The 14,164-nt window shown below is 63.5% G+C and carries 10 protein-coding genes; 9 read left to right on the plus strand and 1 reads right to left on the minus strand.

All coding sequences use genetic code 11. The features are described from left to right. The first annotated feature begins 437 nt into the window (after nt 1-437). The 3 genes from SB764_RS19120 (at nt 438) to SB764_RS19130 (ending at nt 5,199) form a co-directional block, all read left to right on the plus strand. Nucleotides 438-1,553, plus strand: coding sequence for a sugar transferase (locus SB764_RS19120; RefSeq protein ID WP_065057229.1), 1,116 nt, complete (start codon nt 438-440; stop codon nt 1,551-1,553). A gap of 131 nt (nt 1,554-1,684) precedes the next feature. Continuing rightward, nucleotides 1,685-2,902, plus strand: a complete 1,218-nt coding sequence (locus tag SB764_RS19125; RefSeq protein WP_124263307.1) for a polysaccharide biosynthesis/export family protein — start codon at nt 1,685-1,687, stop codon at nt 2,900-2,902. Between the two features lie 56 nt (nt 2,903-2,958). Further along, nucleotides 2,959-5,199, plus strand: coding sequence for a GNVR domain-containing protein (locus SB764_RS19130; protein ID WP_074981664.1), 2,241 nt, complete (start codon nt 2,959-2,961; stop codon nt 5,197-5,199). A gap of 318 nt (nt 5,200-5,517) precedes the next feature. Here the strand turns inward: SB764_RS19130 and SB764_RS19135 are convergent, their stop codons facing one another. Continuing rightward, on the minus strand, nt 5,518-6,588 hold the full coding sequence (locus SB764_RS19135; protein WP_176080418.1) for an acyltransferase family protein: 1,071 nt from the start codon (nt 6,586-6,588) through the stop codon (nt 5,518-5,520). A 392-nt stretch (nt 6,589-6,980) separates the two neighbouring features. On the opposite strand from SB764_RS19135, the gene SB764_RS19140 reads away from it, so the two are divergent. The 6 genes from SB764_RS19140 (at nt 6,981) to SB764_RS19165 (ending at nt 14,150) form a co-directional block, all read left to right on the plus strand. Then, on the plus strand, nt 6,981-8,084 hold the full coding sequence (locus SB764_RS19140; RefSeq protein WP_110325537.1) for a glycosyltransferase family 4 protein: 1,104 nt from the start codon (nt 6,981-6,983) through the stop codon (nt 8,082-8,084). Between the two features lie 32 nt (nt 8,085-8,116). Next, nucleotides 8,117-9,334: a glycosyltransferase family 4 protein gene (locus SB764_RS19145; protein WP_065057367.1), complete on the plus strand. Its 1,218-nt coding sequence runs from the start codon at nt 8,117-8,119 to the stop codon at nt 9,332-9,334. 116 nt (nt 9,335-9,450) lie between these two features. Further along, nucleotides 9,451-10,842 carry a hypothetical protein gene (locus SB764_RS19150; RefSeq protein WP_110325538.1) on the plus strand — a complete coding sequence of 464 codons (1,392 nt, stop codon included), beginning with the start codon at nt 9,451-9,453 and terminating at the stop codon, nt 10,840-10,842. Then, entirely contained in the window at nt 10,839-12,137 is a 1,299-nt protein-coding gene (locus tag SB764_RS19155) for an oligosaccharide flippase family protein (RefSeq protein ID WP_074981671.1), read from the plus strand. The genes SB764_RS19150 and SB764_RS19155 overlap by 4 nt, the downstream gene beginning before the upstream one ends. Nucleotides 12,138-12,156: 19 nt before the next feature. Further along, nucleotides 12,157-13,053 (plus strand): glycosyltransferase family 2 protein, encoded by an 897-nt coding sequence (locus tag SB764_RS19160; RefSeq protein ID WP_065057235.1) that lies wholly within the window; start codon nt 12,157-12,159, stop codon nt 13,051-13,053. Beyond that, on the plus strand, nt 13,050-14,150 hold the full coding sequence (locus SB764_RS19165; protein ID WP_410864337.1) for a glycosyltransferase family 4 protein: 1,101 nt from the start codon (nt 13,050-13,052) through the stop codon (nt 14,148-14,150). Before SB764_RS19160 ends, SB764_RS19165 begins: the two co-directional genes overlap by 4 nt. Nucleotides 14,151-14,164: the final 14 nt, after the last annotated feature.

A 14,164-nucleotide genomic window follows, 5' to 3' on the forward strand; every position in this document is an offset into this window, starting at 1 on the left:
GCATTCCGCAGAGGAATCGCTTTGTGTGTCCCGCCGCACACATCACGGAAAAAATTGCGTCGCCAATAATACGGATTCCTATTAAATGGCGTAAATCGCCACGCGCGCGCTGCTAAGAGAAAACGCAGATCACACAAAAAAGAAGCCACGAAAAGACACGGCGAATGTGCGAGACCGTACATATCGCCTCGCCCGCGCATGGCGTGCTTCATGGTGTGCGTGCCTCGCCACGAAGCCGCCGCCACGAACACAAACCGTTGGTGGGATTGCGCACGGTTTGCCCGTTGTCCACACCGTAATGTGTCGCTGTGGCCTGTTGGGGCGGGCGAAGTACGAATCTGCATCCCCAGGCAAAGAGAGAGCGTGCGTTCGCTCTCCGAGGACGACCACGTCAGACCCAAAACGTCTGATGAACACGACACGCACTGGGGTAGGACATGTCAGATCTAACGCAAGGGCCTCAGCTGACGCAAGGAACGCAGCTGACGCGAAGTTCGCTACTGACGCAACGCACGGTCGACGTGGTGCTGATCGTGCTGGGCGCAGTGTGCGCCGTGCACCTGAACCTGAATTTCACGCAGGTCGGCGCGGCACATCATCCCGATCCGACGCTGGTGGCGTTTTGTGCGGCACTGGCGCTCTCGGTGTTTCCGGCGTGCGGCACTTACGGCTCGCGCGGCAGCCGCTCGATTTTCAGCGTCGCGGGACGCACGGCGCTCGCGTGGCTCGCCGTGCAGCTCTGCGGCCTCGTGCTGCTTTACGCGATTCATCACGATCATCTGCTGCAACTGCCGTGGTTCATCTACTGGACGCTGACGACCGGCATCTCGTTGATGGCCTCGCACACGCTGTTCTTTTCGGAATTCAGCGTGCTGCGTCTCACGCGCGCCTGGTGGCATCGCGAGCCGATCGAAGTGGAGATGGGTTCGGTGCGCGCCGCCGTGGTCGGTCACGCGCTCAAGCGCATGTTCGACATCGTCGCGGCGCTCAGCGCGCTGGTGCTGCTTTCGCCGGTGTTGTTCGTCGTGGCGCTGCTGGTCAAACGCGATGGCGGCGCGGCGTTCTATGGGCACACGCGGGTGGGCCGTCACGGCAAGCCGTTCCGTTGCCTGAAATTCCGCTCGATGGTGGTGAATTCCGAGCAGGTGCTCAAGGACCTGCTCGCCCGCGATCCGGAAGCGCGGGCCGAATGGGAGCGCGAATTCAAGCTTAAAAACGATATCCGCGTGACGCGCATCGGCCGCTTCCTGCGCCATTCGAGTCTCGATGAACTGCCGCAACTCTGGAACGTGCTGCGCGGCGAAATGAGCTTCGTGGGCCCGCGCCCGATCATCGATCAGGAACTGGAACGCTACGGCGACGCGCGCAAGTATTACCTGATGGCGACGCCGGGCATCACCGGACTGTGGCAGGTGAGCGGCCGCAACGATATCGACTACGCTACGCGCGTCTCGCTCGACGTGTTCTACGTGATGAACTGGACCTTCCGTCGCGACATCGGAATTCTGTTCAAGACGTTTTTCGTCGTGATTCGCGGCAGCGGCGCGTACTGAGATTGCTTGAGTCGTCTTGTTTGAACACCGGATTCGGCAGGGGAAATGAGCGGCGCGTTTGCGCCGGGCGGACCAGGTATCCGCGTCACACGGAATGACGCGGAACATGGGCAACGGATGGGGGTAGGTCAATGGAAACGAACGCGTATCAATCGATTGGCGCGGGCGCGAAGCGCCGCGTCGGCTTGTGGGTCGTGTGCCTGGCGATGGCCGGGCTGGGCGGCTGCGCGCTCGCGCCGGGCATGACGTACGCCCCCGCGAAAGGCGGCGGCACGTCCGGCGAGGCGAACGCGGGCGCGACCGGCACAGGCGCGCCCGGCTCGAACGTGCCGGACAGCGTGGTGGCCAAAGGCTTCGCGGGCGCGCCCTCGGGCACGCTCGTCGAGATCACGCGCGACCTCGTGACGAAGGAAGCGGCGGCGCGCCCCACGGGCATTCCCACCGACGTGCAGAAGCTGTTCGCCAAGGCCGTGCCGTATGAAATCGGTCCCGGCGACATTCTCAGCATCGTGGTCTGGGACCACCCCGAACTGAACCTGCCGATGTCGGGCGGCGGCGGCGACGGCAGCGGCGCGAGTTCGGTGTCGTCGGGCTATACGGTCGATACCAACGGCTTCATCCAGTACGCCTATATCGGGCCGCTGAAAGTCGAAGGGCTCTCGGAAATGGGCGTGCGCGACGCGCTCGCCGACAAGCTTGCGAAATACGTGCGTCAGCCGCAGGTGACGGTGCGCATCCAGACCTATCGCAGCAAGCGCGTGTATCTGGACGGCGAGGTCAAAACGCCGGGCGTCGAAGTGCTCAACGACCGCCCGATGACCTTGCCCGAAGCGATCAACCGCGCGGGCGGCTTCACGAGCAACGCCGATCGCTCGCAGGTCGCGGTCACGCGCGGCGATACGACGGTGGTCGTCGATATGCCGGAGATGATCCGCAAGGGCTTCAACCCCGACCGAATCATCCTGCGCGACGGCGATCTCGTGCGCGTCTTCGGGCAGGCCGACAGCAAGGTGTTCGTGGTGGGCGAAGTGGAGCGTCCGGGCGGCGTGATGTTCAACAACGGCCACATGTCGCTCAACGAAGCGCTCGGTAACGCGGGCGGCATCAGCCAGGCGTCGGGCGACGCTTCGCAGGTGTACGTCGTGCGCGGCCGCGATACTTCGCAGCCCACGGTATTCCATCTCGATGCGAGCAATGCGTCGGCGATGGCCACGGCCGATTCGTTCCAGCTCAAGCCCAACGATGTGGTGTTTGTCGATACGTCTTCTCTCGTCAAGTGGAGCCGTGTCATCAGCCTGATTTTGCCGACGACGCAGGCCGCGGCAGCAACCCGCGCGGTCGGCTACTGATGTCCGCATGAACGCGAAGCGCGCCTTTCGGCGCCTTCGTCACGGAGAGGATAAAAATGAATCAGCGCGAATATTTGCTTGAGGGGCCGGCCGACTCGATGATGCCGGTCGCGCCCGAAAGCGGACACATGGGCAATCTGCTCGATACGCTCTATGCCGGCCGCAAGACGATCCTGGTCGCGACCGTGCTGTGCACGCTCGTCGGCTGCGTGTATGCGCTGCTGGCGGCGCCGGTGTATGAATCGGACATGCTGATCCAGGTGGAGGAAAATCCGAACGCCGCGAAGTCGGCGCTCGCCGATCTGTCTTCGCAGTTCGCGATCAAGACCGAGGCCTCGGCGGAAATGGAAGTGCTGCGTTCGCGCATGGTCGTTTCGGCGGCCGTCAACGCGACCAAGCTCTATATTCATGCGTCGCCGCGCTATTTTCCGGTCGTGGGGCGCTGGGCCGCGCAGCATCTGAATCTCTCGAACTGGTCCGGCTGGGGCGGTTATGCGTGGGGCGACGAAGCCATCGAGGTGTCGAGCTTCGAAGTGCCGGCGCGCCTGATGGGCCGCCCGTTCGTGCTGACGTATCAGGGCGAGGGCGCGTACACGCTCGCGTTCGGCGGCACCACGCTCGAAGGCAAGGTGGGCGAGACGCTGCACGCGCCGGTGGTGGGCGGCACGATCGACCTGCTCGTGAACCGCATCGACGGCGAGCCCGGCGTGGTGTTCAACCTCTCGCGCAGCTCCGAACTGAGTGCGATCCAGCAGTTGCAGTCGGCGCTGGCGATTTCGGAAAAGGGCAAGGAATCCGATGTGATCGGCGTCGCGCTCGACGGCGGCGATCCAGTGCTGACCAGCACGATTCTCAACGCGATCGGCAACGAGTACATCCGCCAGAACGCGCAGCGCACCCAGGAAGAAGCGGAGAAGTCGATCGCCTTCCTCGACAAGCAATTGCCGCAACTGAAGGATCAGCTCGAAAAGGCCGAGAACGAATACAACACGTTCCGTTCCGAACATGGCGCCGTGAATCTGGGCGCCGAAGCGACCTCGCTGCTGGCGAGTTCGGCGCAAGCGCAGCAACATCTCGCCGACCTGCGTGGGCAACGCGCGCTGTTGCTCGCGCGTTTCACCGACGACAACCCGGCCGTGATTGCAATCAACGGTCAATTGTCGGAAGCCGAAAAGGCGATGAGCGAACTCGCGGGACAGACGCGCGCCTTGCCGCCGCTCGAACAGCATCTCGTGCGCCTGCAACGCGAAGTCACCGTCGATACGAACATCTACACGAACCTGCTGAACAACCGTGAGCAGATGCGTCTGCTCAAGGCCGGGCGCGTGTCGAACGTGCGCATGATCGACGCGGCCGTGCCGCCGGAAGGGCCGATTCGTCCCAAGCGCGCGGTGCTGGTGATTGCCGCGTTCTTCACGGGGCTGTTCGTTGGCGCGGCGATCGTGCTGGTGCGTCATCGTCTCAAGCGCGGCGTGTCGCTCGTCGACGAGATCGAAGTGGGAACCGGCCTTGCCGTGTTCGCTGCCGTGCCGCGGAGCCGTCTGCAACATACGCTCACGCGCCGCGTGCCGAACGGCACGCCCGGCACGAACACGGTGCTCGCGCATACGGCGGCCTTCGACGCCGCGGTCGAAAGCCTGCGCAGCTTCCGCAGCGCGCTCGAATATTCGCTGGCGAATGCGTCGAATCATGTCGTGCTGCTCGCGGGGCCGACGCCGATGGTGGGCAAATCGTTCGTCTCGGTGAATCTCGCCGCAGTGTCCGGCGCATCGGGCAAGCGCGTGTTGCTGATCGACGCCGACCTGCGGCGCGGCTCGCTGAATCTGCACACGGGCGTGCCGAGCAGCCCGGGTCTGACCGATGTGGTCGATTATCTGCAGGACTATGACCAGGTCGTGCATCGTCAGGTGATGCCGGGCGTGGACTTCGTGGCCACGGGCGGTTATGTGACCAACGCGAGCGAACTGTTGCGTCAGGACAGCTTCAAGGATTTCGTGGATTGGGCCAACGAGACCTACGACCTCGTGCTGATCGACGCGCCGCCGGTGCTGCCGGTCGCGGACGCCGGCATCATCGGACAGCTTGCGGGCACGGTGTTCGTGATCGCGCGTCAGGGCACGACGAGCGTGGCGGAACTGCGCGAGTCGGTGCGCCGTTTCGAACAGGTCGGTGTGCCGATTCGCGGCGTGATCTTCAACGATATGACCTCGCGTCCAGGCCGTTACGGCGATGCGTATGCCGCTTACGGTTATTCGAGCCACGGTTTCGCGAAAGACGCGGGCATGGCGCAGCGCTGAATTCCACGAAAGCGTTAAACAGGAAGCCCACCACGGTGAACGTGGTGGGCTTCTTCCATTCTGCGGATGAATGCGGACGAGCGCGGGTGAATGGCGACAAAGAAGCAATTGCCAAGGCCTAGTTCCGGTTCGCACATCCGCGCGCGCGAACAGGAATGCAAGCCGTGATGAACATCCTGAACCGCGCGATACACGCATGAAAAGCCGCTCGACGCAGTGACCTTAATCGTCTCCGATACGCGGAAGCCGGACGTAAAAAAGCCCGACGTAAAACCGCCGGGCTTTTGTTTTCAGGCGCCTCAGTGTCCGCTTGAAACCTCAGCTCATGGCCGTTCCGCGCACACGCGAACGCTTGCCGTCGAGCTTCGAAAGCAGCGGTTTCTCCAGATACCGGTGAACAACCAGCGCGAACACCACCGCGATACAGGCCACGCACGCGGCGGCGAAATAAAGACTGAACGTCGAATGAAACACGCCCGCTTTGATCGCCTTCGCGAAGGCGTTCATCCAGAAACCGTGCGTGAGATACAGCACATAGGAGGCGTTGCCGAGCGTCGTCAGCGAACGGCCGATGCGGTTTCGATCGTCGGGGATCTGCATGAACAGCGCGACCAGCAGCATGGACGGCAGGCCCCACGCCCACCATCTGAACGAATTCGGCAGACCGAACGTCGCGGTGTCGGGCGAGGCGGCGGAGGCGCACCAGAACAGCGCGACGCAGACCAGCAACAGGAGTTGCCACGTGCGCCGCCCCAGCTCGGGCAGATGCGTGCCGATCGCACCGAGCGCAATGCCGAGCAGGAATTCGATCACGAGCGGACTGCCGTAATACTGCGCCTGCGCCGTTGCGCCGAGTTTATCGAGCACGAAGGGCACGGCGGCCAGCAGCGCAACGATGCCCAGCGTGCGTAGCCGCTGCCACGGCAAACACAGCACGACGGTGCAGACGAGATAGAAATACAGCTCGTAGATGAGCGTCCACGCCACGCCGAGAATCAGACCGGACGACGTCGTGGGCGGCAGCAGGAAAACCGATTCGGCGATGCCGACCGCGTCCAGTTCCATATGCTTGAACGCGAGCCCGCTGCCGGCCAGCACGACCATGATGGCGACGCAGGCCCAATACGACGGAAAAATGCGCGTGAGGCGGCGGGAGAAGAATCGGCGTGCCGACGTTTGCGCGGAAAAGCCGCCCGTCGTATGCCACATCACCAGTCCGCTGATGACGAAAAAGATATCGACGCCGCACGCGCCGACGCGCGTCGCCGAAGCGGGCACGATGGCCAGCGAACTGCCGGCGGCTTCTTCGAGAATGTGATGCGCGAGCACCGCGAACGCGGCGAAAAAGCGCAAATGCTGGAGGCCGTACAGGCGGGTTGGACGTGCCATGGATGTCGTCGGTGAGTGCAGCGATGGCGAAAGGCGCCGCCCGGAATAGACGGGACGCGCTGACGCATTCGTCCAACTCGATGCTCCGGCGGCGTGGCGGGATGTTCCGGAGGAATTATAGAAATGTCTTTATTTCAGCGGACCAATTAACTGCTTCGCTACGTGGTGCGCAGCACATTGCGCCTTGCTTGCGCTTCGGTCGCGCCTCGCTCGCGCCGCGCGCCGCGCGAAATGGCGCGGCATGAGCGTAGGCGAACATTCGACGCGGGGAAGATCGGCCACACTTCGGTCCATACCAATTGCATGGTGTGGCTCGTCGAATCCGGTCGTGTGTCGCGGTGCTTGCGCGCACGGATGACGCCGGGTCATGAGCGATGCCCTGGACCGATCCAATGAAAGACCCGCTTGCTCCCAATCTGCTGATCAACGGCCGTTTTCTCGGACGGCGCGCGACCGGCGTCGATCGTTTCGCGTTCGAGACCATTCGGGCGCTCGATCAATTGATCGAGTCGGGCGATCCGCGTGTGGCCGGACTGCGCAGCGAGATCATCGTGCCCGCTGCGTTGGCGGGCATGGCGAATCCGTTCCGGCATGTCGGGCTGCGTGCGAGCGGCAAGGGCGGCGGTTTGCGTTGGGAACAACTGGCTTTGCCGCAGGCCGCGCGTGGGCGCTTGCTGCTCAATCTCTGCAATTCCGGGCCGCTGATGTATCGGCGTCAGGTCACGGTGTTGCACGATGCGGCGCCCGCGCGTGTGCCCGATAGCTACAGCCGCTCGTTCGTCGCGTGGTATCGGCTGATGGCGCCGCGTATCGGCCGTGTTTCGCAGCGCGTGATTACCGTGTCGGAATTCTCGCGGCGCGAGTTGTCCGACGCGTACCGGATTCCGGCGCGCAAGATCGGCGTGGTGTACGAGAGTGGCGAGCACATGCTGCGCGTGCAACAGGACGAGAGCAAGGTGGCCGCGTCGCTGGGCGAGCGCCCCTTCGTGCTCGCCGTTGGCAGCCTCAATCGTCACAAGAATTTTCAGCTTGTAGCCGATGCGGCGCGCCGGATTCGCGACGCGCAATTCGACATCGTGGTGGTGGGCGGCGGCGATGCCAAGGTCTACGGCACGGGGCAGGACGCGTTGCCCGGCTTCGTCAGGCATCTCGGCTACGTGAGCGACGGCGAACTGGCCGCGCTCTATCGCCGCGCGGCGTGCTTCGTGTATCCGTCGCGTTATGAAGGTTTTGGGCTGCCGCCGGTCGAGGCGCTGGCGCTCGGCTGTCCGGTGATCGCCTCGCGTCTGCCGGCCGTGCAGGAAGCGTGCGGCGATGCCGTGCTCTACACCTCGCCGGACGACCCAGCGGAACTCGCGCAACTGCTCGAACGCATCACGGCCGACGCCGCGTTGCGCGCGACCCTGCGCGAACGTGGCCGCGCACGCACGGCGGAGCTGACTTGGCACGCCACCGCCGTCAAGCTGATCGAGGAGATTTCGCCGTGGCTAATGTAACGCTTGCCTCGAACCTCGCCAATCTCGCGAACGTGGCCAATGTGGCTAACGTGGTCAATGCGGCGAACGACACGCGCCGCTTTGGCCGCGTCGCGCTCGTGCATGAATGGCTGGTCACGTATGCGGGCTCGGAGAAGGTGGTCGAACAGATTCTCCAGCTGTTTCCGCAAGCCGATCTGTTCAGCGTGGTCGACTTCTTTCCGGAAGCGCAACGCGGCAAGCTCGGCGGACGTCATGCGAAAACGTCGTTCATTCAGCATCTGCCGCGCGCGCGTTCGTCGTTTCGCAGCTATTTGCCGCTGATGCCGCTCGCGATCGAGCAGTTCGATCTCTCTTCGTACGATCTCGTGATTTCGTCGAGCCACGCCGTGGCCAAGGGGATCTTGACGGGACCGAATCAGGTGCACGTGAGCTACGTGCATTCGCCGATTCGCTATGCGTGGGATCTGCAGCATCAATATCTTTCCGAAGCGGGTTTGCAGCGCGGCGTGAAAAGCTGGATCGTGCGCATGCTGCTGCATTACATGCGCATCTGGGATCAGCGCACGGCGCACGGCGTCGATACCTTCGTCGCCAATTCCGCCTTCGTGGGGCGGCGTATTCGCAAGGCCTACGGCAGCGAAGCGACGGTAGTGTATCCGCCCGTCGACGTGCAGCGTTTCGAATTGAGCGATCGGCACGAGGACTTCTATCTGATCGCTTCGCGCATGGTTCCGTATAAGCGCATTCCGCTGATTGTCGAAGCGTTCGCGGCGATGCCGTCCAAACGTCTCGTCGTGATCGGCGACGGCGCGGATTTCGAGCGCGTGAAAGCCTGCGCCGCGCCGAACGTGACCTTGCTCGGTTATCAGCCCGACTCGGTGCTCGTCGATCACATGCAACGCGCGCGCGCATTCGTCGTGGCAGCGGAAGAAGACTTCGGCATTTCGGTGGTCGAAGCCCAGGCGTGCGGCACGCCGGTGATCGCATTCGGACGCGGCGGCTCGCGCGAGATCGTGATCGATTCGCCGGACCCGGAACGTGGCACCGGCCTCTTCTTCGCGGAGCAGAGCGTGGAGGCCATCGTCGAAGCCGTGGAACGCTTCGAGCGTCAGCCCGCGCTCAAGCCCGAGGTATGCAGGCGCAATGCGATGCGCTTCACCGAAGAGCGCTTCAAACAGGAGTTTCTCAGCGTGGTGGAGCGCGCGATGGACGCCGGCAAGGGCTTCACCGATGCGCCACAAGTGGTGCGGCGGTGGCAGTCGGCATGACGGTTGTTCGAGCGCGCTTCGAGTGTGCCTTGAGCAGCCGCCATAAGCAGGCCTGACGACATGAGCGACATCGCGCGCGCGTGATCGGCGGGCGAACGAATCTTGGGGGCAGGGACGTGTCGATATACGGGTTGATCGTGTTCGTCACCGGACTGGTGGCGTTGTACACCTCGCATCGCTGCGCCATCTACGCGATGATGGTGTTTGCGCTGTTTGGCAGCACACAGGCGGTGGGCCTCGGCAGCATCGGGATCTTGCCTGCGCAACTCTTTCTGGCTTTTTTCGCGATCCGGGCGTTCAATCTCGCCGGCGGCAAGACGCTCGCCGATGCGGTCTCGCTCGACAAGCCCGGCTTCTGGCTGCTGTGCACCTGCGTATGGGGCGTCGTGGGCGCGATCCTGTTGCCGCGCCTGCTGCTCGGCTCGACGCTCGTGTATCCGGTCGACCGCAGCAGCCAGGAAGTGCTGCTCAAACCGCTCGGGCCGGTGTCCGGCAATCTGTCCCAGTCGGTCTATTGCGTCAGCGATGTGATTGTCTATTGCACGACCTACGCGTTCCTCAAATATCGCGGCGTCTATCGAACGCTCGCGAATGCGATCTTCGTGCTGGCAGCGCTCGACGTGGTTGCCGGTTGCCTCGATATCGTCTTTCACGCGGCCGGTATCGATGCGATGTCCGCGATCAAGACCGCTCAATTCGCCGACCTGACCGGCGAGGAAATGGGCGGCCTCGTGCGCATCAGCGGCACCTTCAGCGAGACCTCGGCGTTCTCGGGTTTTACGCTGCCGCTGTTCATCTTCTGCCTGAATCTCTGGCTCGTGGGTTATCGCACCAAAATCGCGGGCTCGCTCGCGCTGGCCACGGGCATTTTGCTGCTGCTGTCGACGTCGGGCACGGCCTATGTCGGGCTCGGCGCTTACGCGGGCGTGCTCGTGTTCAGCCGCCCCGGCGTGATCTCGCGTTCGGCGATCGCGCGCAAGCAGCGGCTCTGGGTGGTCGGCGCCTGCGCGGGGCTGCTGGTCGTGCTTTACGTGATTCTGTTCCTGCCGAGCGTGGCCAATGCGATCACCGACTTCTTCAACACGGCCGTGTTCAGCAAGGCCGGCAGTTCGTCGGGCGTCGAGCGGATGGGCTGGAACGCGCAGGGCGTCACCAACTTTCTTGATACCTATGGCATCGGCGTCGGGCTCGGCAGCATTCGCACGTCGAGCTTCCTGATCGTCGTGCTGGCGAATCTCGGCGTGGTGGGCGTGGTGTGCTACGGCATGTTTCTCGGTACGTCGCTGCTCACGCCGATCCCCAGCGCGTACGGCTTCAGCGAGCGCGCCATCTGCTACGCGGCTCGTCACGGCATGATTGCGACGCTCATCGTGGCCTCCGCTTCCGCCGGGGTGTTCGAACTGGGCGCGCCGTTCTACATCTTCGCGGCGGCGGCCGGAGCCCTGTCGCCGCGCGTATCGCGTCGCGCGATGGCGCGTGCGCGCTGGGTTTCGCAGGGGGGATCATGAAAAAGCTCGACACCTCGCTGTCGAAACTCGATCTGTTCGCCGTCTACCTGTCGTACGCGTTTCGCTACCTCTATCCGCTCGTCCTGATTCCTTATTACGGACGCGTGCTGGGCGCGGGCGGCTACGGCGTGGTGCTGGCCGGTACGTCGTTGTCGAATTCGCTCTGGCTGTTCGTGAACTTCGGCTTGTCGACGGTCGGCGGACGCGAACTCGTGCAAACCGATCAGGCGGGCCATCACGACGTGGTCTTTCGCGAGCATTTCACGGCGCGCCTCGTGATCGCGGCACCGGCGGTAGTGATCGGCCTGATCGCGGCATTTCGTTCTGATGTGATTTCGAGCGTGCCGTACGCGCCGTTCTTCATCGTCGCGGGCGGCATTCTCGCCGCGTTCAATCTCGGCTGGTATTTCTCCAGCACGGGCCGCGTGCGTACGAACATGGCGATCGAAGTCATGGGGCTCGCGCTGTCGCTCATGATGCTGTTCGTGTTCATTCACAAGCCTTCGGACGTCGGCCTTGTTTTTCCGTTGACCTTCGCTTCCGGGCTGCTGCAAACCGGCGTGTCCTACTGGCTGGTCCGCAAGGAGTCGACGGGCTGGCTCGTGCCGCTGCGTGCCGCGTTCGCGCTGATCAAGCGTTCCACCACGATCTTTCTCTACAACGGCACGGCGATTCTGATGCTTGCCGCGTCGTCGTACATTTTGTCGCTGATGGCCTCGCCCGCCGAAGTCGGCGCGTTCGGGATCTCCGAGCGTCTGATCGCCGCCGCTTTGGGCGTGATGGCGCCCGCCGCCCAGGTGCTCGCGCCGAAAGTCATGTATCTGGTCGCGCACGACGAAGCGAAAGCCAACTGGTTCGCGCGGCGCATTTTTGCCGTGTTTCTCGTGGGCGCGATCGCGGGCGTGATTCTCACCGAAGCCCTCTCGGACTGGCTCGTGCCGCTCGCATTCGGTCAGGAATTCCGCCCCGCCGTGCCGATTCTCAACCTGATGGTGTTCGTGTTGCCGATCAGCGTGTGCACGCGCGTGCTGGGTCTGTATTTCATCTTGCCGCGCAAGCTCGAACGACTGTTGCTGTGGACGGGCTTCGCGAGCGCGCTGGTGAATCTGCTGGTGGCGATTCCGCTGGCCAGCTATCGCGGCGCGGAAGGCATGGCCGAAGCACGCTTGATCGGCGAAACCGCCTTGCTCGCGATGCTGATCTTCGGCGTCTCGCGCGCGGGCTTGCTGCGCGGTTTTATCGGCAATGGCAATGCAGTGTCCTTGAATGCGCGACTGGCGCGCTGGCGCGAATAACTTCGCAACAGGTAAAACAATGAATCCGTCTCCTTTCGACAAGAAGCCGAAAGTCTGCGTGATCTTCCCGACGCTGGGGCGTGCGGAAATTCTTCAGCAGGTCGTCGCCTTTGTGGACCTGCAAACGGTCAAACCCGATCTGATCATCGTGTCCTGCGTGTCGGATGCGGACGTCGGCGACCTGCGCTCGCGGCCCGGCCTGCTCGTGATCCAGGGGCGGCCCGGCAGTTCGGTGCAGCGCAATCGCGCGCTCGATCATGTGCCGTCCGATTTCGACGTCGTCATTATTCTCGACGACGATTTCCTCATGCATGGCCGCTGGATCGCCGAGGCATTGAAGGCGCTCGAAACCGACGCCTCGATTGCCTGCGTGACGGGCACCGTGCTCGCGGACGGCATTCACGGCCCCGGCTACTCGTACGAGGAAGCGCGCGCGATCGTCGCGAACACGAACGACCTGCCGGGCGACATGCACATCGCGCCGACCGGCGGTCCCTACGGCTGCAACATGGCGTTCCGGTGCAGCAGCATTGCGGGGCTGCGTTTCGACGAACGTCTCGTGCTGTACGGCTGGCAGGAGGATCGCGATTTCGGCGGCCAGATCTGGAATCGCGGCGGCCGCGTCGTGCGCATCAATACGGCGGTGGGCGTGCATATGGGCGTCAAGCGCGGACGCGTATCCGGGCGCAAGTTCGGCTATTCGCAGGTGATCAATCCGCTGTATCTGGTGCAGAAGAAAACCATGCCGCTGCGCGACGCGCTGCGTCATGTGCTGCGCAATGTATCGAGCAATGTCGTGCGCAGCTTCGTGCCGGAACCGTGGGTCGACCGGCGCGGGCGCTTGCGCGGCAACTGGATCGGCGTCTGCGATTTCGTGCGCGGCCGACTGACGCCCGAGCGCGCGGAAAAACTATGAGGACGATTGCGTTCAACGGCAAATTCTTCGGCGCGGCGCCGACGGGCGTGCATCGGGTGGCCGAACAGCTCGTGGCGGCCACCGACGCGTTGATTGCCGCGCACGCAGGCGGCGACGTCGATTACGCGCTGGTGGTGAGAGATCGCGTGAACGTGCCGCGTTACCGCAATATCGCGTGCATTCGCGAGAGCCGCTGGGCGCGCCGCATGCATCGCATTGCATGGGAGCAGTGCTATTTTCCGTTTGCGCGGCGCCGCGATTTCATTCTCAACCTCTGCAATCTCGGGCCGCTGCTGCACCGTGATTCGGCAACGATGATTCACGACGCGCAGGTGTATTCGTCGCCCGATTCCTATTCGCTGCCTTTCCGCCTCTGGTACAAGTTTCAATATTTCTTTATTGGCAAGCGGCACAAGATCATCTTCACTGTTTCCGAGTTCTCGAAACAGGAACTGGTGCGTTACGGCATTGCGAGCGCGGACAAGATCGTCGTGGTGCATAACGGCTGCGATCATGTTTTTCAGGTGCGTCCCGACGAAACACTGTTGGCTGCGTTGAAACTCACGCCCGAGCGTTACGTGCTGGCGCTCGCGAATACGCAGCGTCACAAGAATATCGGCGTGTTGTTAAAAGCATTTGCCGATCCGGCATTGCGCGACATCGAACTGGTTTTGTTCGGCGGCGCGACGCGCGCGGATTTCGAATCGCTCGGCCATGTCGTGCCGCCGAACGCGCGATTCGCGGGCCGCGTGAGCGATGCGCAACTCGTCGGTCTGATGCAGCGCGCGGGGGCGCTCGCGTTTCCTTCGCTGACCGAAGGCTTCGGCTTGCCGCCGCTGGAAGCGATGGCGCTCGGCTGTCCGGTGATTGCCGCGCCGCTCGGCGCGTTGCCCGAAGTGTGCGGCGACGCTGCCCTCTACGCCGATCCGTTCAGCGTGCCGGCGTGGCGCGCGCAGATTCTCACGGCGCTCGACGACGTGTCCGCGCGGCAATCGCTGATCGCGAGCGGATACGGCCAGGCGGCGCGCTTCACCTGGCAGTCGGCGGCCCGCAGTCTGGTCGAATCGCTGCGAACCGTGACCGGCGCGACGCGCTGATGCAACGCATAGTG

The organism is Paraburkholderia sp. SIMBA_027, from assembly GCF_046535315.1.
Classification (GTDB): Bacteria; Pseudomonadota; Gammaproteobacteria; order Burkholderiales; family Burkholderiaceae; genus Paraburkholderia; species Paraburkholderia tropica.

Excerpts from the sequence above, each read along its gene's own strand:
- SB764_RS19130 (WP_074981664.1), top strand. The coding sequence starts at position 2,959 with ATGAATCAGCGCGAATATTTGCTTGAGGGGCCGGCCGACTCGATGATG.
- SB764_RS19140 (WP_110325537.1), top strand. The coding sequence starts at position 6,981 with ATGAAAGACCCGCTTGCTCCCAATCTGCTGATCAACGGCCGTTTTCTC.
- SB764_RS19125 (WP_124263307.1), top strand. The coding sequence starts at position 1,685 with ATGGAAACGAACGCGTATCAATCGATTGGCGCGGGCGCGAAGCGCCGC.
- SB764_RS19165 (WP_410864337.1), top strand. The coding sequence starts at position 13,050 with ATGAGGACGATTGCGTTCAACGGCAAATTCTTCGGCGCGGCGCCGACG.
- SB764_RS19155 (WP_074981671.1), top strand. The coding sequence starts at position 10,839 with ATGAAAAAGCTCGACACCTCGCTGTCGAAACTCGATCTGTTCGCCGTC.
- SB764_RS19120 (WP_065057229.1), top strand. The coding sequence starts at position 438 with ATGTCAGATCTAACGCAAGGGCCTCAGCTGACGCAAGGAACGCAGCTG.
- SB764_RS19135 (WP_176080418.1), bottom strand. The coding sequence starts at position 6,588 with ATGGCACGTCCAACCCGCCTGTACGGCCTCCAGCATTTGCGCTTTTTC.
- SB764_RS19160 (WP_065057235.1), top strand. The coding sequence starts at position 12,157 with ATGAATCCGTCTCCTTTCGACAAGAAGCCGAAAGTCTGCGTGATCTTC.